General features: G+C 72.4%; 17 protein-coding genes, 3 pseudogenes and 1 riboswitch. Of the genes and pseudogenes, 16 read left to right on the top strand and 4 right to left on the bottom strand.

What is annotated here, in order from left to right; all coding sequences use genetic code 11:
• Positions 1-62: 62 nt before the first annotated feature.
• From shc to G7Z13_RS30110, 8 genes are all read left to right on the top strand, one after another.
• Positions 63-2081, top strand: a complete 2019-nt coding sequence (gene shc / locus G7Z13_RS30075) for a squalene--hopene cyclase (protein ID WP_166003482.1) — start codon at positions 63-65, stop codon at positions 2079-2081.
• Positions 2081-2722, top strand: a complete 642-nt coding sequence (locus G7Z13_RS30080; RefSeq protein WP_166003484.1) for a 1-hydroxy-2-methyl-2-butenyl 4-diphosphate reductase — start codon at positions 2081-2083, stop codon at positions 2720-2722. The genes shc and G7Z13_RS30080 overlap by 1 nt, the downstream gene beginning before the upstream one ends.
• A gap of 5 nt (positions 2723-2727) precedes the next feature.
• Complete coding sequence (gene hpnH, locus G7Z13_RS30085; RefSeq protein WP_166003485.1) at positions 2728-3750, top strand: adenosyl-hopene transferase HpnH; 1023 nt, start codon at positions 2728-2730, stop codon at positions 3748-3750.
• Between the two features lie 4 nt (positions 3751-3754).
• Positions 3755-4912, top strand: coding sequence for a flavodoxin-dependent (E)-4-hydroxy-3-methylbut-2-enyl-diphosphate synthase (gene ispG / locus G7Z13_RS30090; protein ID WP_166003487.1), 1158 nt, complete (start codon positions 3755-3757; stop codon positions 4910-4912).
• Between the two features lie 27 nt (positions 4913-4939).
• The gene (gene dxs / locus G7Z13_RS30095) at positions 4940-6985 is read left to right on the top strand and encodes a 1-deoxy-D-xylulose-5-phosphate synthase (protein ID WP_166003489.1); all 2046 of its coding nucleotides are present in this window, start codon (positions 4940-4942) and stop codon (positions 6983-6985) included.
• Positions 6982-8409, top strand: coding sequence for an aspartate aminotransferase family protein (locus G7Z13_RS30100; protein ID WP_166003491.1), 1428 nt, complete (start codon positions 6982-6984; stop codon positions 8407-8409). The genes dxs and G7Z13_RS30100 overlap by 4 nt, the downstream gene beginning before the upstream one ends.
• A gap of 83 nt (positions 8410-8492) precedes the next feature.
• Complete coding sequence (locus G7Z13_RS30105; protein ID WP_166003493.1) at positions 8493-9128, top strand: XRE family transcriptional regulator; 636 nt, start codon at positions 8493-8495, stop codon at positions 9126-9128.
• Positions 9125-9244 carry a DUF6126 family protein gene (locus G7Z13_RS30110; RefSeq protein ID WP_166003495.1) on the top strand — a complete coding sequence of 40 codons (120 nt, stop codon included), beginning with the start codon at positions 9125-9127 and terminating at the stop codon, positions 9242-9244. The genes G7Z13_RS30105 and G7Z13_RS30110 overlap by 4 nt, the downstream gene beginning before the upstream one ends.
• A 29-nt stretch (positions 9245-9273) precedes the next feature.
• Here the strand turns inward: G7Z13_RS30110 and G7Z13_RS30115 are convergent, their stop codons facing one another.
• Positions 9274-10071 carry a tyrosine-protein phosphatase gene (locus tag G7Z13_RS30115; RefSeq protein ID WP_166003497.1) on the bottom strand — a complete coding sequence of 266 codons (798 nt, stop codon included), beginning with the start codon at positions 10069-10071 and terminating at the stop codon, positions 9274-9276.
• A 205-nt stretch (positions 10072-10276) separates the two neighbouring features.
• On the opposite strand from G7Z13_RS30115, the gene G7Z13_RS30120 reads away from it, so the two are divergent.
• The 4 genes from G7Z13_RS30120 (at position 10277) to G7Z13_RS30135 (ending at position 15687) form a co-directional block, all read left to right on the top strand.
• Positions 10277-12361: an alpha-galactosidase gene (locus G7Z13_RS30120; RefSeq protein ID WP_166003499.1), complete on the top strand. Its 2085-nt coding sequence runs from the start codon at positions 10277-10279 to the stop codon at positions 12359-12361.
• Positions 12362-12633: 272 nt separating this feature from the next.
• A riboswitch (cyclic di-AMP (ydaO/yuaA leader) is annotated at positions 12634-12830 on the top strand.
• 4 nt (positions 12831-12834) lie between these two features.
• Entirely contained in the window at positions 12835-13827 is a 993-nt protein-coding gene (locus G7Z13_RS30125) for a M23 family metallopeptidase (RefSeq protein WP_166003501.1), read from the top strand.
• Positions 13828-14025: 198 nt separating this feature from the next.
• Entirely contained in the window at positions 14026-14775 is a 750-nt protein-coding gene (locus G7Z13_RS30130; RefSeq protein ID WP_166003502.1) for a DUF6250 domain-containing protein, read from the top strand.
• A 126-nt stretch (positions 14776-14901) separates the two neighbouring features.
• The gene (locus G7Z13_RS30135) at positions 14902-15687 is read left to right on the top strand and encodes an SGNH/GDSL hydrolase family protein (protein ID WP_166005442.1); all 786 of its coding nucleotides are present in this window, start codon (positions 14902-14904) and stop codon (positions 15685-15687) included.
• 241 nt (positions 15688-15928) lie between these two features.
• On the opposite strand, the gene G7Z13_RS30140 is transcribed toward G7Z13_RS30135, so the two are convergent.
• Positions 15929-16528: a TetR/AcrR family transcriptional regulator gene (locus G7Z13_RS30140; protein WP_206313169.1), complete on the bottom strand. Its 600-nt coding sequence runs from the start codon at positions 16526-16528 to the stop codon at positions 15929-15931.
• A 151-nt stretch (positions 16529-16679) separates the two neighbouring features.
• Between G7Z13_RS30140 and G7Z13_RS30145 the strand changes: the two genes are divergently transcribed.
• Positions 16680-17954, top strand: coding sequence for an MBL fold metallo-hydrolase (locus tag G7Z13_RS30145; RefSeq protein ID WP_240926391.1), 1275 nt, complete (start codon positions 16680-16682; stop codon positions 17952-17954).
• Between the two features lie 414 nt (positions 17955-18368).
• Positions 18369-19658, top strand: coding sequence for an MFS transporter (locus G7Z13_RS30150; protein WP_240926392.1), 1290 nt, complete (start codon positions 18369-18371; stop codon positions 19656-19658).
• Positions 19659-19820: 162 nt separating this feature from the next.
• Here the strand turns inward: G7Z13_RS30150 and G7Z13_RS33905 are convergent.
• Positions 19821-20006: pseudogene (locus G7Z13_RS33905) on the bottom strand (transcriptional regulator); the annotation flags it as partial.
• Between the two features lie 66 nt (positions 20007-20072).
• Here G7Z13_RS33905 and G7Z13_RS30160 point away from each other — a divergent pair.
• A pseudogene (locus G7Z13_RS30160) lies at positions 20073-20443 on the top strand (flavin reductase); the annotation flags it as partial.
• 116 nt (positions 20444-20559) lie between these two features.
• A pseudogene (locus G7Z13_RS30165) lies at positions 20560-21239 on the top strand (adenosine deaminase); the annotation flags it as partial.
• Between the two features lie 53 nt (positions 21240-21292).
• Here the strand turns inward: G7Z13_RS30165 and G7Z13_RS30170 are convergent.
• Complete coding sequence (locus G7Z13_RS30170) at positions 21293-22126, bottom strand: hypothetical protein (RefSeq protein WP_166003504.1); 834 nt, start codon at positions 22124-22126, stop codon at positions 21293-21295.
• Between the last annotated feature and the right edge of the window lie 356 nt (positions 22127-22482).

Consider the following 22482-nt stretch of genomic DNA (forward strand, 5'->3'; position numbering starts at 1 on the left):
ACCGGCCGACGGCGGACCCACAGCAGACAGCACGCCTTGCAGGACTGCACGAAGGGGAAGCCATGACAGCGACGACCGACGGAAGCACCGGGGCGGCCCTGCCGGCCCGCGCTGCCGCGGCCAGCGACACCGACACCATCCCCGAGGCGGCCGGGGTCCACGAAGCCGCCGTCCGCGCCACCTTGCGCGCCACCGACTTCCTGCTCGCCCGGCAGGACGCGGAGGGCTGGTGGAAGGGCGACCTGGAGACCAACGTCACCATGGACGCCGAAGACCTGCTGCTCCGTCAGTTCCTGGGCATCCAGGACGAGGAGACCACCCGGGCCGCCGCCCTCTTCATCCGCGGCGAGCAGCGTGAGGACGGCACCTGGGCCACCTTCTACGGCGGCCCCGGCGAACTGTCCACCACCATCGAGGCGTACGTCGCCCTGCGGCTGGCCGGGGACGCGCCGGACGCGCCGCACATGGCCAAAGCCTCCGCCTGGATCCGCGCGCAGGGCGGGATCGCCGCCGCCCGGGTCTTCACCCGCATCTGGCTCGCCCTGTTCGGCTGGTGGAAGTGGGAGGACCTGCCCGAACTGCCGCCGGAGCTGATCTGGTTCCCGTCCTGGTTCCCGCTCAACATCTACGACTTCGGCTGCTGGGCCCGGCAGACCATCGTCCCCCTCACCATCGTCTCCGCCAAGCGCCCGGTGCGCCCCGCGCCCTTCCCGCTGGACGAGCTGCACACCGACCCCGCCCGCCCGAACCCGCCGCGGCCGCTCGCCCCCGCGGCCAGCTGGGACGGCGCCTTCCAGCGGCTCGACAAGGGCCTGCACGCCGTGCGCAGGGTGCTGCCGAAGCGGCTGCGCAAGGCGGCGATGCACACCGCCGCCCGCTGGATCATCGAACGGCAGGAGAACGACGGCTGCTGGGGCGGCATCCAGCCGCCGGCCGTGTACTCGATCATCGCGCTGCACCTGCTCGGCTACGACCTCCAGCACCCGGTGATGCGCGAGGGCCTGGCCTCACTGGACCGCTTCGCCGTCTGGCGCGAGGACGGCGCGCGCATGATCGAGGCCTGCCAGTCCCCGGTGTGGGACACCTGCCTCGCCACCATCGCCCTGGTCGACGCCGGACTCCCCGCCGACCACCCGCAGCTGGTCAAGGCCGCCGACTGGATGCTCGGCGAGGAGATCGTCCGGCGCGGCGACTGGGCCGTGCGCCGGCCCGAACTCCCGCCCGGCGGCTGGGCGTTCGAGTTCCACAACGACAACTACCCCGACATCGACGACACCGCCGAGGTCGTCCTCGCGCTGCGCCGGGTCAGGCACCCCCAGCCGGATCTCGTGGACCGGGCGATCGGGCGCGGGGTGCGCTGGAACCTCGGCATGCAGTCGAAGAACGGCGCCTGGGGGGCCTTCGACGTCGACAACACCAGCCCGCTGCCCAACCGGCTGCCGTTCTGCGACTTCGGCGAGGTCATCGACCCGCCGTCCGCCGACGTCACCGCGCACGTCGTGGAGATGCTGGCCGTCGAGGGCCTGGCGCACGACCCGCGCACCCGGCGCGGCATCGACTGGCTGCTCGCCGAACAGGAGCCGGACGGCTCGTGGTTCGGCCGCTGGGGCGTCAACTACATCTACGGCACCGGCTCGGTGGTCCCCGCGCTCGTCGCGGCCGGACTGCCCACCGCGCACCCGGCGATCCGCCGCGCGGTGACCTGGCTGCAGCAGGTGCAGAACGACGACGGCGGCTGGGGCGAGGACCTGCGCTCCTACAAGTACGCCAAGGAGTGGCGCGGCCGCGGCGCCTCCACCGCCTCCCAGACCGCCTGGGCACTCATGGCCCTGCTGGCGGCGGGCGAGCGGGAGTCCCCGGCCGTCGAGCGCGGCATCGCCTGGCTCGTCGCGACCCAGCGGGAGGACGGATCCTGGGACGAGCCGTACTTCACCGGCACCGGCTTTCCCTGGGACTTCTCCATCAACTACCACCTCTACCGGCAGGTCTTCCCGCTCACCGCGCTCGGCCGGTACCTGCACGGCGAGCCGTTCTCCGGCAAGCAGCCGAGGAAACCGCTCGCCGAGGCCAAGGGGAGCTGATGACCCCACCGCCCGCCCCGGCCCCGCTGCTGATCGCCTGCGCGCTCGGCATCGAGCACCTGGCCCTGCGCCTGGGCGACCGCGGCGGCTCGGGCGGGCCCGTCACCGTGCTGCGCACCGGCATGGGCCCGAAGGCGGCCGAGCGCTCGGTGACCCGGGTGCTGGCCGACCCGGCGCTCGCCGGTGCCGCCGTCCTCGCCACCGGCTTCTGCGCGGGGCTCGCCCCCGGCATGCACCCCGGCGACCTGGTCGTCGCCGAGGAGACCCGGGACCCGCGCGGCAGCACCCCCTGCGTACGCACCGGCCTGCTCGTCAAGGAACTCACGCGCGCCGTGCCCGGCCGCACCGTCCACACCGGCCCCCTCACCGGCTCCGACCACGTGGTCCGCGGCGCCGAACGCGCCGACCTGCGGTCGACCGGCGCGATCGCGGCCGACATGGAGTCGGCGGCCACGCTTCTGAGCGCCGTGCGCGGGGGCGAGCGACCGGTTGCGGCCGTCCGGGTGGTCGTGGACGCTCCGGAACATGAACTCGTCCGCATCGGCACGGTGCGCGGTGGAATATCGGCTTTCCGCGTCCTACGTTCCATCCTTCCCGCTTTCTTTGAATGGCACCGTAATGTGCTGCTCCCCAGGAGGTGAGCCCGATGGCCATGCCGCTGCGCCAGTCCATCAAGGTCGCTACATATCTGGCCGAACAGAAGCTGCGCCGGCGCGACAAGTTCCCGCTCATCGTCGAACTGGAGCCGCTCTTCGCCTGCAACCTCAAGTGCGAGGGCTGCGGCAAGATCCAGCACCCGGCGGGGGTGCTCAAGCAGCGCATGCCCGTCGCGCAGGCCGTGGGAGCGGTGCTCGAATCCGGCGCGCCGATGGTGTCCATCGCCGGCGGCGAACCGCTGATGCACCCTCAGATCGACGAGATCGTGCGGCAGTTGGTGGCGAAGCGGAAATACGTGTTCCTCTGCACCAACGCCATGCTGCTGCGCAAGAAGATGGACAAGTTCACCCCCTCGCCCTACTTCGCCTTCGCCGTGCACATCGACGGGCTGCGCGAGCGGCACGACGAGTCCGTCGCCAAGGAGGGCGTGTTCGACGAGGCGGTCGCCGCGATCAAGGAGGCCAAGCGGCGCGGCTTCCGGGTCACCACCAACTCGACCTTCTTCAACACCGACACCCCGCAGACCGTCGTCGAGGTCCTGAACTACCTCAACGACGAGCTGAAGGTGGACGAGATGATGATCTCGCCCGCGTACGCCTACGAGAAGGCGCCCGACCAGGAGCACTTCCTCGGCGTCGAGCAGACCCGCGAGCTGTTCAAGAAGGCCTTCTCGGGCGGCAACCGGCGCCGCTGGCGGCTCAACCACTCCCCGCTCTTCCTGGACTTCCTGGAAGGCAAGGTCGACTTCCCGTGCACCGCGTGGGCGATCCCCAACTACTCGCTCTTCGGCTGGCAGCGCCCCTGCTACCTGATGAGCGACGGATACGTCCCGACCTACCGCGAGCTGATCGAGAAGACCGACTGGGACAAGTACGGCCGCGGAAAGGACCCGCGGTGCGCCAACTGCATGGCCCACTGCGGCTACGAGCCCACCGCCGTCCTCGCCACCATGGGATCCCTGAAGGAGTCCCTGCGGGCCATGCGCGAGACGGTCTCCGGAAACCGGGAGTGACCTCGTGACCGCCGTTCCCCTGGGCATCCCCGAGGTGCCGGCCCGGCCGATCGCCGAGCGGCGCCCGTCGCGCCGGATCCAGGTCGGACCGGTGCCGGTCGGCGGCGGCGCCCCGGTGTCCGTGCAGTCGATGACGACGACCCGTACGTCGGACATCGGCGCCACCCTCCAGCAGATCGCCGAACTGACCGCGGCCGGCTGCGAGATCGTCCGGGTCGCCTGCCCCACGCAGGACGACGCGGACGCCCTCGCGACCATCGCGAAGAAGTCGCAGATCCCGGTGATCGCCGACATCCACTTCCAGCCGAAGTACGTGTTCGCCGCGATCGAGGCCGGCTGCGCCGCGGTCCGCGTGAACCCGGGCAACATCAAGCAGTTCGACGACCGGGTGCAGGAGATCGCGCGGGCCGCCGAGGACCACGGCACGCCGATCCGGATCGGGGTCAACGCCGGTTCGCTGGACCGGCGGCTGCTGCGCAAGTACGGCAGGGCGACGCCGGAGGCGCTGGTGGAGTCGGCGCTGTGGGAGGCGTCGCTGTTCGAGGAGCACGGCTTTCGCGACATCAAGATCTCGGTCAAGCACAACGACCCGGTCGTGATGATCGAGGCCTACCGCCAGCTCGCCGCCCGGTGCGACTACCCCCTCCACCTCGGCGTCACCGAGGCCGGCCCCGCCTTCCAGGGCACGATCAAGTCGGCCGTCGCCTTCGGCGCGCTGCTGTCGCAGGGCATCGGCGACACCATCCGCGTGTCGCTGTCCGCCCCGCCCGTGGAGGAGGTCAAGGTCGGCATCCAGATCCTCCAGGCGCTGAACCTGCGGCAACGACGGCTGGAGATCGTCTCCTGCCCGTCCTGTGGCCGCGCTCAAGTGGATGTGTACAAGCTCGCCGATGAGGTCACCGCCGGCCTCACCGGCATGCGGGTGCCGTTGCGCGTCGCCGTCATGGGGTGTGTGGTGAACGGCCCCGGCGAGGCCCGCGAGGCCGACCTCGGCGTCGCCTCGGGGAACGGCAAGGGGCAGATCTTCGTGAAGGGCAGGGTCGTCAGGACCGTCCCCGAGTCGAGGATCGTGGAGACCCTGATCGAGGAAGCGATGAAGATCGCCGAGCAGATGGAACAGGACGGCGTCGCGTCGGGGGAGCCGGCCGTCATCGTGAGCTGACACAGCACGGACCGAAGGGGGCCGAGCGTGAGGATTCTGGAGAACATCCGGCAGCCACGCGACCTGAAGGCGCTGTCCGAGGCGCAACTGGCCGAACTGTCCGATGAGATCAGGGACTTCCTGGTGCGCGCCGTCGCCAGAACCGGCGGCCATCTCGGGCCCAACCTGGGCGTGGTGGAGCTGACCATCGCCCTGCACCGGGTCTTCGAGTCGCCGGCCGACCGCATCCTGTGGGACACCGGGCACCAGAGCTACGTGCACAAACTGCTGACCGGGCGCCAGGACTTCTCCAAGCTGCGCGGCAAGGGCGGCCTGTCCGGCTACCCCTCCCGCGAGGAGTCCGAGCACGACGTCATCGAGAACAGCCACGCCTCCACCTCGCTCGGCTGGGCCGACGGGCTGGCCAAGGCCCGCCAGGTGCAGGGCGAGAAGGGCCATGTCGTCGCGGTCATCGGCGACGGCGCGCTGACCGGCGGCATGGCCTGGGAGGCGCTGAACAACATCGCGGCCGCCAAGGACCGTCCGCTGATCATCGTCGTCAACGACAACGAACGCTCCTACGCGCCGACCATCGGCGGTCTCGCCCACCACCTCGCCGCCCTGCGCACCACCGACGGCTACGAGAAGGCGCTGGCCTGGGGCAAGGACGTGCTGCTGCGCAGCCCCGTCGTGGGCCACGCGCTGTACGAGGCCCTGCACGGCGCGAAGAAGGGCTTCAAGGACGCCTTCGCGCCGCAGGGCATGTTCGAGGACCTGGGACTGAAGTACGTCGGGCCGATCGACGGGCACGACATCAGGGCCGTCGAGTCGGCGCTGCGGCGCGCGAAGCGCTTCCACGGGCCGGTGCTGGTGCACTGCCGCACCGAGAAGGGGCGTGGCTACGAACCGGCCCTCGCCCACGAGGAGGACCACTTCCACTCCGTGGGCGTCATGGACCCGCTCACCTGCGAGCCCTTGACGCCCTCCGGCGGGCCGTCGTGGACCTCGGTGTTCGGCGACGAGATCGTGCGGATCGGCGAGGAGCGCGAGGACGTCGTGGCGATCACGGCGGCCATGCTGCACCCCGTCGGTCTCGGCCCGTTCGCCGAGCGGTTCCCGGACCGCGTCTGGGACGTCGGCATCGCCGAGCAGCACGCCGCGGTCTCCGCGGCAGGCCTCGCGACCGGCGGACTGCACCCCGTCGTCGCCGTCTACGCCACCTTCCTCAACCGGGCCTTCGACCAGCTGCTGATGGACGTGGCGCTGCACCGCTGCGGGGTGACGTTCGTGCTGGACCGGGCCGGGGTGACCGGTGTCGACGGCGCCTCCCACAACGGCATGTGGGACATGTCGATCCTCCAGGTCGTCCCGGGCCTGAGGATCGCCGCGCCGCGCGACGCCGACCAGCTGCGGGCCCAGCTGCGGGAGGCGGTCGCCGTCGACGACGCGCCGACGCTGATCCGCTTCCCGAAGGAGTCCGTCGGGCCGGTCGTGCCCGCGGTGGACCGGATGGGCGGCATGGACGTCCTGCACCGCGGCGAGCGGCCCGAGGTGCTGTTCGTCGCCGTCGGGGTGATGGCGCCGGTGTGCCTCCAGGCGGCCGAGCTGCTGCGGGCGCGCGGCATCGGCTGCACGGTCGTCGACCCGCGCTGGGTCAAGCCCGTCGACCCGGAGCTGCCCGGCCTCGCCGCCCGGCACCGCCTGGTCGCCGTCGTCGAGGACAACAGCCGGGCCGCAGGGGTCGGCTCGGCGGTCGCGCTCGCCCTGGGCGACGCGGACGTGGACGTACCGGTGCGCCGCTTCGGCATCCCCGAGCAGTTCCTGCCGCACGCCAAGCGGAGCGAGGTGCTGGCCGACATCGGGCTCACCCCGGTCGAGATCGCGGGCCGCGTCGGCGCGAGCCTCGCGGCACGCGCGGTGGCGGGGGAGCCAGTGACGCCGGTGCCGGCGCCGGGGCGGCCGTCGGTGGGGGCGGACGCGGGCCGGCCGTCGGTGGGGGCGGAGTCGGAGAGCGTGCCCGCGCAGAAGGGTGTCCCGCCGGTCACGGGCGGGAACGCCGTCGACGTACAGCCGTCGGAGGAGAGCCACGCATGACCACCGCGGAATCCGCGTCCCAGCCCCCGGAGCCGGCGCCCGCCGGGGACTTCGACCTCAGGGCGCTGCTCGCCGAGCGCGGCGCCGAACGCTACGAGCTGCACGCCCGCCACCTCAACCACCAGCTGCCGCGCATGCTGCACACCCTCGGCTTCGACAAGGTCTACGAGCGGGCCGAGGGCGCGTACTTCTGGGACGCGGACGGCGACGACTACCTGGACATGCTTGCCGGGTTCGGGGTGATGGGCCTCGGCCGCCACCACCCCGTCGTCCGCAAGGCGCTGCACGACGTGCTCGACGCGAACCTGGCCGACCTCACCCGCTTCGACTGCCAGCCGCTGCCCGGCCTGCTCGCCGAGCGGCTGCTCGCCCACAGCCCGCACCTGGACCGGGTGTTCTTCGGCAACAGCGGCACGGAGGCCGTCGAGACCGCGCTGAAGTTCGCCCGGTACGCCACCGGCAGACCGAGGATCCTGTACTGCGCGCACGCCTTCCACGGGCTGACCACCGGCTCGCTCTCGGTGAACGGCGAGTCCGGCTTCCGGGACGGCTTCGCCCCGCTGCTGCCGGACACGGCCGTCCCGCTCGGCGACCTCGACGCGCTGGCCCGGGAGCTGAAGCGGGGCGACGTCGCCGCGCTGATCGTCGAGCCGATCCAAGGCAAGGGCGTCCACGAGGCGCCGCCCGGCTATCTGCGTGCCGCCCAGGAGCTGCTGCACCGGCACAAGGCCCTGCTCATCGTCGACGAGGTGCAGACCGGCCTCGGCCGGACCGGCGACTTCTACGCCTACCAGCACGAGGAGGGCGTGGAGCCGGACCTGGTGTGCGTGGCCAAGGCGCTCTCCGGCGGCTTCGTGCCGGTCGGCGCCACCCTCGGCAAGGACTGGATCTTCAAGAAGGTGTACTCGTCGATGGACCGGGTGCTGGTCCACTCGGCGAGCTTCGGGTCCAACGCCCAGGCGATGGCGGCGGGCCTGGCGGTGCTGTCGGTCATGGAGAACGAGCAGATCGTCGCCGGGGTCCGCAGCACCGGCGAGCTGCTGAAGTCCCGGCTCACCGCGCTCGTCGACCGCTACGAGCTGCTCGCCGACGTCCGCGGCCGGGGCCTGATGATCGGCATCGAGTTCGGCCGGCCCCGGTCGCTGAAGCTGCGCGGCCGGTGGGCCATGCTGCAGGCGGCCCGCAAGGGCCTGTTCGCGCAGATGGTGGTCGTCCCGCTGCTCCAGCGGCACCGCATCCTCACCCAGGTCTCCGGCGACCACCTGGAAGTGATCAAGCTCATTCCGCCGCTGATCATCGGGGAGCGGGAGGTGGAGCGGTTCCTGGACGCCTTCACCGCCGTGATGGACGAGGCACACAGCGGCGGCGGGCTGATGTGGGACTTCGGCAGGACACTGATGAAGCAGGCGATGACCGTCAGGTAGCGGGTGGCTCTCACTACCGGAGTTGGCTTTGCCTGTGGGGCAACAAATTTGCCCTTCAGGCAACCCTTCGGCTGAATGGAGCCATGAACTCCTCTGCCGCCGACCCCGGCTCCGAGCCGGGGTCCGGTGACCTCTCGGTCATGGCCCCGCAGCTGCGTGCCCTGCGCCGCCGGGCCTCCCTCACCCTGGAGGCGGCGGCACGCGCGGCGGGGCTGTCGCCCGCGCACCTCTCCCGGCTGGAGACCGGGCAGCGCCAGCCGTCACTGCCGGTGCTGCTCTCCCTCGCCAGGATCTACGGTACGACCGTCTCGGAACTGCTCGGCGAGACGGTCGCCGACCGGGACGCCGTGGTGCGCGGCGCCACCATGGAACCGACCGCCGCCGGCGGCTGGACGTACCGGCAGGCCGGCGCCCCCGGGCGCGGCATGCAGGCGCTGCGCGTCCACGTCCCGTACGGCTCACAGGGCGACATCGTGCGCGTGCACCCCGGGGAGGAGTGGCTGTACGTCCTCACGGGGCGGCTGCGGCTGCGCCTCGGGGACACCACGCACCGGCTCGGCCCCGGAGACAGCGCCCACTTCGACTCCCTGACCCCGCACCGCATCGCGGCGGACGACCAGGACGGGGTCGGCCTGCTCTTCGTCCACACCCTGCTGCAGAGCCCGACGGCCGCGCTCTGCCTGGGCCCCGCCCCCCACCTCACCGGAGAGACGACATGATCCGCTCGCAGCAGAAGTCCGACCGCCAGATCTGGGTGCGGCTGTTCATCTACGTGGTGGCGGGGCACGCCTTCGCCGCCTTCCTCTACCTGCTGTTCGCGCTCGGCGGGAAGTAGCACGCGCAGCTCGGCGCGAAGCGGGGCACTCAGTCGAGCAGGCGCTCCCGCAGCCGCTCCCGGGTCTGCGGGCTGACCTTCAGGCCCTGTTCCAGATAGGCGTCGACGCCGCCCCAGGTCTCCTCGATGGTCTCGAACGCCGCCGACAGATACTCGGCGCGCGCGTCGAACAGGGGGCTGAGCAGGTCCATGACCTCGGGGGAGTAGGCCGCGGCGGAGCTGCTGCTGCGACGCACCTTGTAACGCCGGTGCTTGGCGTTGGACTCCAGGTAGTCGGCGAGGATCGCGTCGCGCTCGACGCCCAGGGCGAGCAGCGTCACCGCCACCGACAGGCCCGCGCGGTCCTTGCCCGCCGCGCAGTGCATCAGGGCGGGCACGCTGTCCTCGGCGAGGGCGTGCAGCACCCGGGAGTGCTCCGCGGTCCGCTCCTTGATGATCATGCGGTACGAGGCGATCATCCGGTCGGCCGCCTTGCCGTCCCCGAGGATCTCCCGCAGCTGGTCCAGGTCGCCGTCGCGCACCATCTTCCAGAACTCGGCGCCGTCGGCCGGGTCGCTCAGCGGAAGGTTCACATTGCGCACGCCCGGCAGCTCGACGTCCGGGCCCTCCAGCTTCTGGTCCGCCGCGTTGCGGAAGTCGAAGATCGTGTGCAGGCCCAGCGAGGAGAGGAAGACCGCGTCCTCGGCCGTCGCGTGCGCGAGGTGGCCGCTGCGGTAGAGCACGCCGTACCGCACCCGGCGTCCGTCGACCGTCGGCAGGCCGCCCACGTCACGGAAGTTGCGCACTCCGGCCAGCTCCGGCTCGGTCGACGGGACCTGCTGCGTCACGTGGGCTCCTCCCGGTCGGCCCCGCCGGCGCTGCTCGTCGGCGGGCACGCCTTCGACCATACGACACGGATTCCTGAGGCAATGAGTTGTCCACAGGGGCATACCCCGCCGGGCGGGAGTTGTCCACAGGCGTTGCCGGAAGGCCTGCCGCGCCTTGATGATGTTGGGGTGTGAGCGGGCTTGTCGGAACGTGTGGGGGGGCGTCATGCCGGAGATCGCCGGGGACGGGCGGACGTGGCTGCTGTCGGGGCCGAAGAGCGCGTACGCCGTCCATCTGACCGAGGACGACGAGCTGGTCCATTTGCACTGGGGGCCCAGAATCTCGCTCGCCGACGCCCAAGCCCTCGCCGCCCGGCCGCTGCCGGACGCCTGGCCGTTCGAGTCCGCGCTCGACGGCCGTGAGGAGTACCCGGTCGAAGGCGGCCCCCGGTTCGTCCGCCCCGCCCTGTCCGTGCGCACCGAGGAGCGCCGCGGCACCGAGTGGACGTTCGAGACGCACGAGATCGCCCACGCGGGAAGCGCGGACGAGGAGCTGCGGCTGCGGTTCCGGGACGCGGCACTGACGATCACCCTGCACTACCGGATGCGCGCAGACGTCGTCGAGCGCTGGGTGACCCTGCGCAACGAGGGCCCCGCGGCGGAGCTGCTGCGCGCCGACTCCGCGACCTGGACGCTCCCCGAGCGCGACGGCTGGCGGCTGTCCCATCTGCACGGCCGGTGGGCCGCGGAGTCCCGGCTGACCGCCGCACCGCTCACCTACGGCGAGCACGTCATCGGCAGCCGCCGCGGCCACACCGGGCACCAGCACCTGCCCTGGGTCGCCCTGGACACCGACGCGACCGAGGAGCGCGGCGAGGTCTACGGCTGCGCCCTCGGCTGGTCCGGCTCCTGGCGGATCGCCGTAGCCCGGCTGCCCGACGCGCGCGTGCAGATCACCGGCGGCGCCGGGCACGACGACTCGGGGCTGGCGCGGCTGACCGCGGGGGAGTCCTTCACCACGCCCGTCTTCGCCGGCCTGTGGAGCGACGAGGGCTTCGGCGGCGCGAGCCGCGCCTGGCACGCCTACCAGCGCGCCCATGTCATCCCCGGCGCGGACCGGGACCGGCCGGTGCTGTTCAACTCCTGGGAGGCGACGGGCTTCGACATCTCCGAGGAGCGCCAGCGCGCGCTCGCCCGGCGGGCCGCCCGCCTCGGCGTCGAGCTGTTCGTCGTCGACGACGGCTGGTTCGGCGCCCGCACCAGCGACCGCGCGGGCCTCGGCGACTGGACGCCCAACCCGGACCGCTTCCCGGCCGGCCTCGGCCCGCTCGCCGACGAGGTGCACTCCCTCGGGATGCGGTTCGGGATCTGGGTCGAACCGGAGATGGTCAACCCGGACAGCGAGCTGTACCGCGCCCACCCGGACTGGGTGCAGCATCAAACAGGGCGAAAGCGGACGGAATTCCGCAACCAGCTCGTACTGAACCTGGCGCGCGAGGACGTCCAGGAGTACCTGTGGGAGCGGCTGCACACCCTGCTCTCCAGCGCCCCCGTCGACTATGTGAAGTGGGACTTCAACCGCTGCTTCACGGACGCCGGCTGGCCCGGCGATTCCTACCCGCAGCGTCTGTGGGCGGACCACGTACGGGCGCTGTACACCCTGCTGGACCGGCTGCGCGCCGCGCACCCCGGCGTCGCCTTCGAGTCCTGCTCGGGCGGCGGCGGCCGGATCGACCTCGGGGTGCTCGGCCGCACCGAGCAGGTGTGGACCTCCGACAACACCGACCCGCTCGACCGGCTCGCCATCCAGCACGGCTTCAGTCAGATCCACCCCGCGTGCGTGATGGCCGCGTGGGTCACCGACATCCCCAACATCCAGCTCAACGGCCGGACCAGCTCCCTGAGATTCCGTTTCGTCAGCGCCATGGCCGGGGTCCTCGGCATCGGGGGCGACCTCGCCCGGTGGTCCGACGAGGAGCTGGCCGAGGCGCGCGGCTGGGTGGACCTCTACAAGGAGATCCGGCCACTGGTCCAGCGCGGCGACCTGTACCGCCTGCGGCCTCCGGGCGGCGGGCTGAGCGCCGTGCAGTACGTCCTCGGTGACGAGACGGTCGTCCTCGCCTGGCTCCGGTCCCAGCACCACGGGGAGCCCGTGCCGGCGCTGCGGCTGCGCGGACTCGATCCGACGGCGGCGTACGAATGCCGTGAAACGGGCGAAGTGCACCGGGGGGCCGTGCTGCTGCACCACGGGGTGCGCCTCGGGCTGCGCGGCGACCTTGATGCGACGGTTCTCCGTCTCCGTCACATCTGAGTGATCTGTCCGAATTGGCAGTCTAAGTAGTAACTCGCTCTGGAATAAGGAGTTCTGGAGCGGTGTCACGTGAGGAGGCTCATATCCGTGACGGTGAGTCGCCAGTCATGTTCACGTAATGCTCCCGGTTCTCAAGGGTGTTCACGGGAAGGGAAGGCTCCGTGATCGACGGAGTGTGACCGTGAATTCCGGGGCGGAAGAGATCGAAAAGCGACAGAGGGCAACCTTTCGCTTGTCCCCGTGCGTCCAGGTCGCTTACGTTCCACACCGATCCAGGTGGAACGCCGAATCCTGCCGCCGCCTGGTGCCCGCGCAAACCCACCCGTGCACGGCAGGAGCGGGGGACCCACAGGTTTTCACCGCCTGTTCCGGTCCTCGGAACAGGCTTGGGGTAAAGCCGCGTCTCGGCGCGGCCGGACATCTCCAGTCCGCACCCGACAGCTCACCTCGCAGGCGCCGGAGAGGAATTCGCCATGCCCGCGAAGGGTAAGCACCGCCGTCCGAAGACCCAGCGTTTCACCCGTTCCATCGCCGTCGCCGGCACCGGTGGAGCCGCGCTCGCGCTGCCCCTGATGGGGGCCGCCGCAGCCCATGCCGCCACCCCGCAGGCCGCCGCGGAAGACGCCACCCGGTCCGTCGCGTCCGTGCAGCAGTCCACGGCGAAGAAGGCCGCGGAAAAGTCCGTCGAGAAGAACTCCGGTGTGCGTATCTACACCGTGAAGTCCGGTGACTGCCTCTCGGAGATCGCCGAGGACCAGAAGGTCGAAGGCGGCTGGCAGCGGCTCTACGCCGACAACCGCGCCACCGTCGGCGAGGACCCGTCGCTGATCCACCCCGGCCTCGAGCTGACCCTCGGCGAGAAGGCCGCCGCCTCCGCGCCGAAGAGTTCCTCCGCCGAGCAGTCCAAGCCGTCGCGGTCCTCCCAGGGCTCGTCGCAGCAGTCGTCCGGCGCCTCGAAGAAGGCCGAGTCGGACGAGTCGGCGCAGTCGCAGTCCGCCAAGCCGGCCGAGGCGTCCTCCCCGCAGACCTCCACGGCCGCCCAGGCCGCCACGGTCGCCGGCGGTCACACCGCTCCGGTCGCGGGCGCCGGCATCGGTACCGCCTACAAGGTCGCGGGCAGCATGTGGTCCAGCGGCTACCACACCGGCGTCGACTTCGTCGTCCCGACCGGCACCTCGCTCAAGGCCGTCGGCGCGGGCACCGTCGTCTCGGCCGGCTGGGCCGGCGCGTACGGCAACCAGGTGGTCATCAAGCTCGCCGACGGCTACTACGCCCAGTACGCCCACCTGTCCGCGCTGTCGGTGTCGGCCGGCCAGTCCGTCACCGCCGGCCAGCAGGTCGGCCTCTCCGGCTCGACCGGCAACTCGACCGGCCCGCACCTGCACTTCGAGATCCGCACCACCCCGGACTACGGCTCGGACGTCGACCCGGTCGCCTACCTCCGCTCGAAGGGCGTCTCCCTCTGACGACTGCCCGCCGCGCCGGTTCCTGACCCCGCCGCACGCGCCACCGAAGGCCGGACCCCGATCCCCGGGTCCGGCCTTCGGCATGTGCGCGGCCGTAGGTCCATGGCAGAGTGATCGTCGTCAGTTGGCAAGCGCTTTCTGTCGGTGTTGCGCACCCGCGCTTTCCCCGCGCTCTCCATCCGTCGAGGAGCCGTTCCCGTGACCACCACACGCAGAGCCTTCGCCGCCCTGGCCGCGGGCGCCGCCCTGGCGGCCCTCGCCCCGACCCCGAGCGCGGCCACGACCGCGACCACGACCGCGAGCGCGCGGGCCGGGCGGGCCGCGCCCCGCCCGCGCCCCCGGCTCATCGCCCGCGACGACTTCCGCCACGGCCTCGGTTCGTGGGCCGCCGAACTCCAGGGCGGCGGCACGGTGACGGCCTCCCGCGGCGTACTGGACATCGACGTGCCCAGCGGGGCCACGGTGTGGTTCCGGCAGCGGCTCCAGGGGCCGTACGTCCTGGCGTACACCGCCACCCCGGTCGCGGCCGGCGGCCCCAACGACCGTGTCTCGGACCTGAACAACTTCTGGAACGCCACGGACGTCCGCTCCCCGCGCGACCTGTTCGCCACCCCGCGCGGCGGGGCCCTGGCGGAGTACGACCACCTGACGACGTACTACGCGGGATACGGCGCCAACCACAACACCACCACGCGGCTGCGCCGGTACGTCGGCGAGGCCGGTGTCCGGCCGCTCGTGTTCGACTACACCGAGCCGCTGCTCGTGCCCAACGAGCCGAACCGCGTGCGGATCGTCTCCGCGGGACCGACCGTCCAGTGGTGGAACAACGGGCGGCTCGTGTTCGACTACACCGACCCGGAACCGTACACCGCGGGCCACTTCGCGTTCCGTACGGTGTGGAGCCACTTCCGCATCAGTGACTTCCGCGTGTGGCGGCTTATTCCGTAGTTGACCAATCCTTGAAGAGTGGCTTATCTCACCGCCCGTCAACCCCTGCCTACGGTCGCGTAAGTCACATTCGACGGTGAATCATGAGCCGTTGTGGCAGACGATTCGAAGAATGACAGCAGATCAGTGATCGGGTCGTACGTGGCGGTGGGGGACAGCTTCACCGAGGGCGTCGGCGACCCCGGCCCCGACGGGGCGTTCGTCGGCTGGGCCGACCGGCTCGCGGTGCTGCTCGCGGACCGCAGGCCCGAGGGCGACTTCGCGTACACGAACCTCGCCGTGCGCGGGAAACTGCTCGACCAGATCGTGGCGGACCAGGTGCCGCGGGCCATCCAGCTGGCGCCCGATCTGGTCTCGTTCTGCGCCGGCGGCAACGACATCATCCGGCCCGGCACCGACCCGGACGACGTCGCCGAGCGGTTCGAGCGGGCGGTCGCCGCGCTGACCGCCGCCGCGGGCACCGTGCTCGTCACCACCGGCTTCGACACCCGGGGCGTGCCGCTGCTCAAGCACCTCCGCGGCAAGATCGCCACGTACAACGGGCATGTGCGGGCCATCGCCGACCGGTACGGATGCCCCGTGCTCGACCTGTGGTCCCTGAAGTCCGTCCAGGACCGCCGGGCCTGGGACCACGACCGGCTGCACCTCTCGCCCGAGGGCCACACCCGCGTGGCCCTGCGCGCCGGCCAGGCTCTCGGCCTGCCCGTCCCCGCCGACCCCGAGCAGCCGTGGCCCCCGCTGCCGCCGCGCGGCACCTTCGAGGTCCGCCGGGACGACGTGCACTGGGCCCGCGAGTACCTGGTGCCCTGGATCGGCCGCCGGCTGCGCGGCGAGTCCTCCGGCGACCACGTCACCGCGAAGGGCACCCTGTCGCCGGACGACATCAAGATGCGGATCGCGGCGGTGGCGTAAGGGAGCCCCCGCCGACGGCCGTCTCTTTCGGTCTCGGTCTCGGTGTCGGTCTCGGGCTTTGTCTCGGCCGATGTCGCGCGGTCCCCTCGTCCCGGCCGGCGGGGGGATCGCGCGCAGTGGTGCGGGGAGGCGACGGGGGCGTCGGACGGGCGCGGCGACAGCCGGCGAGACGTCGTCGCGCCCGCGCCCGTCCGATGCCCCGGCCTCGGATTCGGGGGAGGGGACGCCACCGCCGGCGGCGTCACCCCTGCGACAGCCCCAGCTCCCGGTTCAGTGCCTCGTCCACCCACTGCTGGGCGCGGGTGCGCGAGACCGCGCCCTTGTAGGACGTGAGCTGTACGGCGAGCCCGTCGAGGAGGGCGGTGAGGCGCAGCGCGGTGGCCTCGGGGTCCGGGCAGTGGAACTCGCCCGCGGCCACGCCCTCGGCGACGACCTCGGTCAAGGCCGCCTTCCACTGCCGGTCGAGCTCCCGCGTGACCTCCCGCAGCGCGGGCTCGCGCAGCGCCGCCGCCCAGCCCTCGATCCACAGCCGCCAGCCCTTGGCCTGGCCGGTGGGGGCGTACCAGCGCACGGCTGCGCGGAGCCGGCGCAGCGCGCTGGTGCGGCGGCCGAGCAGCCCGCGCAGCCGGGCCAGATCGTCCTCGGCGGCGTACGCGAAGGCGGCGGCGACCAGCTTCTCCTTGGTCGAGAAGTGATAGAGGACCAGCGCGTTGCTCACCCCGAGCGCCGAGGCGACATCCGCGATGCGCACCGCCGCCACGCCCCGCGCCTCGATCTGCTCCACCGCGGCCCGCAGCAACTCCTCGCGCCGCTGTTCGACGCTCAACCGCACTCTCGCCATCAGGTCACCCTAACGGCCGTCACCGCTGCCGGCCGCCGCGCTTGACTGCTGAACCACCGTTCAGTACCGGAGCCCCTTTCCGGACCGGCCCGACGCGGTGTCGGCGGGGCGGACCATAATGGGAGCCTCACCGACTCCACCTGGAGGTACCGTGGCCGCTGCCCGTTCCCTGAACTCCGGGCTGCGCGCCCTGCGGCCCGCGGCGTTCGGCGCGGACCCCGGCGGTGAGCGCCTGGCACGGATCCGCAGATCGCCCCACTTCAAGGACGGCGTCTTCCAGAACCCCGGCGGCCCCTCCCGGATCCGCCCCTCCGGCTCGGCCCGCGACTTCGCGCAGGTCTACTTCGACAAGGACGCCCGCCCGCGCCGCATCCCCGCGAGCCGTGTGCCGGTCCACCCGACGACCCTGGCCGACCTCGCCAAGCCCCCGGCCACCGGGCTGCGGCTGACGTGGATGGGCCACTCCAGCGTCCTCGCCGAGATCGACGGACAGCGGGTCCTGTTCGACCCCGTCTGGGGCGAGCGCTGCTCCCCGTTCCCCTTCGCCGGCCCGCGCCGCCTGCACCCCGTCCCGCTGCCGCTCGCCGCGCTCGGCCCGGTCGACGTCGTCGTCATCTCGCACGACCACTACGACCACCTGGACATGCCCACGATCAAGGCGCTGGCCGGGACGGACACCCTGTTCGCCGTGCCGCTCGGCGTGGGCGCCCACCTGGAGGCCTGGGGCGTGTCCCCGGCCCGCCTGCGCGAACTGGACTGGCACGAGTCGGCCCGGGTCGGCGGCCTCACCCTCACGGCCACCCCGGCCCGCCACTTCTGCGGCCGCGGCCTGCGCAACACCCAGCACACCCTCTGGGCGTCCTGGACCGTCGCCGGCGAGGAGCACCGCATATTCCACAGCGGCGACACCGGTTACTTCACCGGCTTCCAGGACATCGGCGCCGCGTACGGCCCCTTCGACGCCACGATGATCCAGATCGGGGCGTACAGCGACTTCTGGCCGGACATCCACATGACCCCCGAGGAGGGCGTACGGGCCCACCTCGACCTCCAGGGCGGCAGCCCCGCAGGGGTGCTGCTGCCGATCCACTGGGGCACCTTCAACCTGGCGCCGCACGCCTGGGCCGAGCCGGGGGAGTGGACGAAGGACGCGGCGGAGGAGGCCGGCCAGGCCGTCGCCCTGCCGCGCCCCGGCGAGCCGTTCGAACCGGCCGGGAAGCTTCCGGCGGACGCCTGGTGGCGCGCGGTGTCCCGGCCGATCGCCCGCCCGTGGCGCCGGCCGCCGGCCGAGGCGGGGGCGGCCGCCGGGTCCACGTCGGCCGTCGGGACCACCACGGCCGCCGGCGACAGCACGGCCACCGCGGAGAGCGCGGCCGCCGGTGGCGATGCGAGCCCCAAGGACCTCGACCTGGCGGGCGAGCGGTAAGACGCGCTCCGGTGCGGGGGTGGGGGCGGGGGCCGGGCCGAAAACCGGTTGAGGCAACCCGTGTCCGGCTCCCTACGATGAGCGGCGACAGCCTCGTGTGAGGGAGACATCGGAGCCGGAGAGGGACTCGGTGCGGTCGGCGCGATGGGCCACCGGCGGTGAGCGGGCGGGGCGTGGGCCGCGTAACGCTCACGGGGTCTGGTGGCCACTGATCCGAAGACCTCGGACGTACCGCTGAGCCGTACCGCGATGCGGGCGGCTCGCTTCGACCTGCCCCTTTTTTCTCCCCTCACCCGACCGGCGCCCCCCCTGTGCCCTGACGCGGCCCCGTGTGGCCTTGCACGGCCTTGCGCGGCCTCGCGTGTCTCTTGGGCACCGGCGCCGGCACCGGCCGGGTCCGTCCCGTACGAGGTCATGAGAGACACCGACAACGTCAGATTCCTGCCCGCGCTGCTGGTCATCGCGCTGAGCGGCGCCATCGTCGAGCTGGACATGTCCGTGCCCGGCTTCCCCGACATCGCCCGGGCGCTGCACGCGTCCGAGGCGGCGGTCCAGCTGACCGTGACCTACAACTTCCTCGGCTACTGCCTGGGCGCCCTGGTCCACGGTCCGCTGTCGGACCGGTTCGGCCGGCGGGCCGTCATGCTCGCGGGGAACACCGTGATGCTGATCGGCGCGCTGGGGTGCGCCCTCGCCCCGGACATCGATTTCCTGCTCGCCTCCCGGTTCGTCCAGGGCATCGGTGCCAGCACCTCCGTCGTCCTGGTGTTCGTCATCATCGCCGACGTCTACGACGGCCCCCGCATGCTGCGGATGTTCGGCCTCACCAACGCCGCCATGTCGGCGCTCATGACGGCCGCGCCCGCCCTCGGCGGCGTCGTCAACCGCACCCTCGGCTGGCGCGGCACCTACGCGGTCGTCTTCGCCGTCACGCTGGCGGCGCTCGTGCTGATGGCGCTGTTCCTGCCCGAGACCGGCGGGCGTGAGCGGGTGAAGGGCGGCGCCCGGCGGGTCGTCGCCGACTACCGCAGACTGCTGTCCAGCCCGCGGTTCCTCGCGGCGTCGCTGGTGCCGAGCCTGCTGTTCGCGGCGTACATGGTGTTCATCGCGGCCGCCTCGTTCCTGTACATGGACCGCTTCGGGCTGTCCACGCTGGGCTTCGCGGCCCATCTCCTGGTCGTCGTGGCGTCGTTCGCGCTCACCAGCCTGTACGCCACGAGGCTCATGGACCTGCTCGGCGGCCCGGAGCGCACGGTGGTCTGCGCGGTGGCCGCCACGGTCGCGGGCGTCGGTCTGTTCCTGCTGCTCGGTGACGGGCCGGTGGGCACCACGACCGCGCTCGTGGTGTTCTGCGTCGGCTACGCCGCCCTGTACCCCGTGGTGTTCGGGCGGTCCCTCCAGGTGTTCCCCGCACTCCAGGGAGCGGCCTCCTCGCTCACCATGAGCGGCCGGGCCCTGCTCGTGACGCTGTTCACCGGTGTCGCGAGCAGCCTGTTCACCGGCGACGCCACGGTCACCGCCACGGTCATGGCGACGGCCACCCTCACCGCCGCGCCGCTGGCCTTCGTCGGGCGGGGGAAGGCGGGCGAGACGGAAGGAGCCCGCGCGGCGGACGCCGAGGGAGCCGGCGCCGCGGACTCCGCAGGAACCGGCGCCGCGGACACCGGGGAGTCCGGGACCGTGAGCGGCCGCGGACCCTCGTAACGGCCACGGCCCCGTAACGGCCACCCCCGCGGGCCTCAGCCCGCCCCGCCGAGTGCCCCGTCCGGTACGCCCGGACGGGAGCGGAACGCCTCGCGGCCCTCCTCCGTCAGCCGTACGACGCGGGAGCCCTCGGCGGGCAGTGGGCGGACCCCGGCACCGCCTGGTGGCCGTGGAGGGCGCGACCCCGGCCGGCCCTCCCCGTTCGGTCGCCGTCCAGGCGCGGCCGTCGGGCAGCGGGGGACAGAGGGCGGCCCGCGTCCGGTCGGCGAGCAGCGCCGCCGAGACGGCTAGGTCCGGTTCCCCGGTGTGGGGACCGGGCTGTCCGGGGTGCGTGTCGGGGCTGGTCACCCCGCCGTTGTCGGCTGACGACACTTCGACGCCCGGCGAAACGTCGGGCACCTAGCCGTCGGGGGCATGGCGACCGAGACCCAGCGGAACGCCCCGCGGCAGACCGGCACCCATCGGGTGATCCGGCCGAGCATCCTCTGCTTCGGCACCCCCGTCGTCCTCCTCACCACGGAGAACGACGACGGCACGGCCAACCTCGCCCCCATCTCCTTCGCGTGGGCGCTGGGGCAGTACGTCGTGCTGGGCCTCGGCAGCGAGAGCCGTACCGCGCGCAACCTCGCCGAGCGGCCCGAGCTGGTGATCAACGTCGCCTCGCCGTGGCTGTGGGAGCGGGTGGAGCGCCTGGCGCCGCTCACCGGGGCCATCCGGTGCCGGAGAGCAGGCGGGCGGCGTACCGCTACGAGCCCGACACGTTCGCCGCCGCCGGCCTCACCCCCGCCGGGGACGAAGACCCGCTCCCGGGCGCTGTTGCGGGACACCTGGGAGATCCAGCGCGCCGGCAGTGCGCAGCCCGGGCGGGGCCGATCGGTGTCGCAGCGCGCCTCGGCGCGGAACTCAGATGGCCCTCGCGATGCGCCTCGCCGAGCGCGACCCGCGGTTCGTCGCCGTCAACCTCGTCCAGCCCGAGGACGGGGAGACCTCACTGCGCGACTACCGCCTGCACATGCGCATGCTGGCCTTCCTGCGCGACCCGTACCCGGACGCCCATGCCACCCTGCACGCGGGCGAGTTGTGGCCGGGGCTGGTCAAGCCCGAGGACCTGAGGTTCCACATCAAGGAGGCCGTGGAGGTCGCCGGCGCCGAACGCGTCGGCCACGGCGTCGACCTGGTCCACGAGGACGACTGACAGGGCACCGCCCGCACCATGGCGGCCCGCGAGGTCGCCGTCGAGGTGCCGCTCACCAGCAACGCCCAGATCCTCGGCGTCGAGGGCGCCGGCCATCCGTTCCCGACGTACCGGGCGTACGGCGTGCCCGTCGTGCTCGCCACCGACGACCCCGGGGTCTCGCGGATCGACATCAGCCACGAGTACCGGTACGCCGCCGAGAGCTACGTCCTGTCCTACCGTCAGCTGAAGGACTTGGCGCGGGCCTCCCTGGCGAGCGCCCGGGCACGGCCAGGCCGGGCCAGCCCTGCCGTCGGCTGCTGGACAGCAGCCCCAAGGCGGCCGTCCAGCGGCGCCGGGAAGCCGCCTTCGCGGCCTTCGAGGCCGGCTTCCGGCCCGGCCGCTGATCCGGCCGCCAGGCCGTCGGTCCACCCGCTGCACCGCTGCACCCGCTACGCCGCTACACCCCTTCCCGCCCCGGCCGCGACGACGCGCCGGGGCGGGACTCGTAGTACAGGCTGTGGAAGCGCCCGCCCTCCTCCAGCCCCGCCGGATCGCGGCCCAGCGCCCGCACCGCCTCGGTCGCGTACCGCCGCTCCCGTTCGTCGGTGAACCGCCGCTGCGGGTAGGTGCGGGAGGTGTCGGCCGTGGTGCGCAGACCGCGGTCGGAGAGCGCCCCGATCACGGGTTCGTACGACACGGTGCGCAGCACGAACGCGCTCACCCACACCGGACGCCGGGCGCCGTCCAGCAGGCGGGCGAAGGTCCGTTCCGTGACGTAGCTGCCGCCGCCGGTGAGCGTGACCAGGCCGACCCCGGGGAGCGCGCGGGCCAGTTCCGGACCCGGCGGGGACTGCTCCAGGTCGTCGCTGAAGGCGGCGTCCAGCAGGCCCACCTCGCGGGCGTAGCCCACCGCGGACACCGAGACGTCCAGGCCGTACACCGGCAGCGCGTCGGGGCGGCGCCGTTCGGCGTAGAACTGCTTGTCCCAGGCGGCCAGCTCGGCCGTCGACATGTCCCGCACCGCCGGGGAGGCGTAGCGCCCGTACAGTTCCGCCAGGGTCACGTCATGGTTGAGCAGCGCCGCGTTGATGCCGTACGAGCAGCACAGGTCCAGCACCGCCGGGACGCCGGGCAGGCCGTCGTCGAGCGCGGCCCGCTCGGCGGCCACGCGGCGGAAGACCGGCTGGGCGTGGTGCGGGATCTCGTACTCCAGCGGGCCGAGCCGCGTGAAGTACGCCCGCGGATCCGCCTGGCCGTAGATGTCGTCGAAGCGTGCTTTACCACTCGCCATCGCGCGCCGGCTCCCGCTCGTAGGGCACCGCGGGTCTCGCGATCCCCGATATGTCCTGTACTCGCTGTTTCACCCATGATGTCCCCCACCCGTTCCCGGTGCGTCCCGAAGAGCCCGCGCGGCGTGTTCGGCACGGCGAGGCGTTACGTTGAGTGATGTTCCCCCTAGGCCTTCGGTGGGCCGGGTGTGGGGGCGGGCGGTGGTGAACGGCCCGGCGAGCGGTTGCGCGCCCGAGAGGGGCGGGGCTGGGGCGGGGAAGGGGGCGTCGACGGTGTGGCCGATGTCGACCGTCTTTGACCAGGTCTGATCGATCCCTTTCGATTGGTGCGTGACGAAGGCTCGGACTTATCGGTCTG

Source organism: Streptomyces sp. JB150, from assembly GCF_011193355.1.
Classification (GTDB): domain Bacteria; phylum Actinomycetota; class Actinomycetes; order Streptomycetales; family Streptomycetaceae; genus Streptomyces.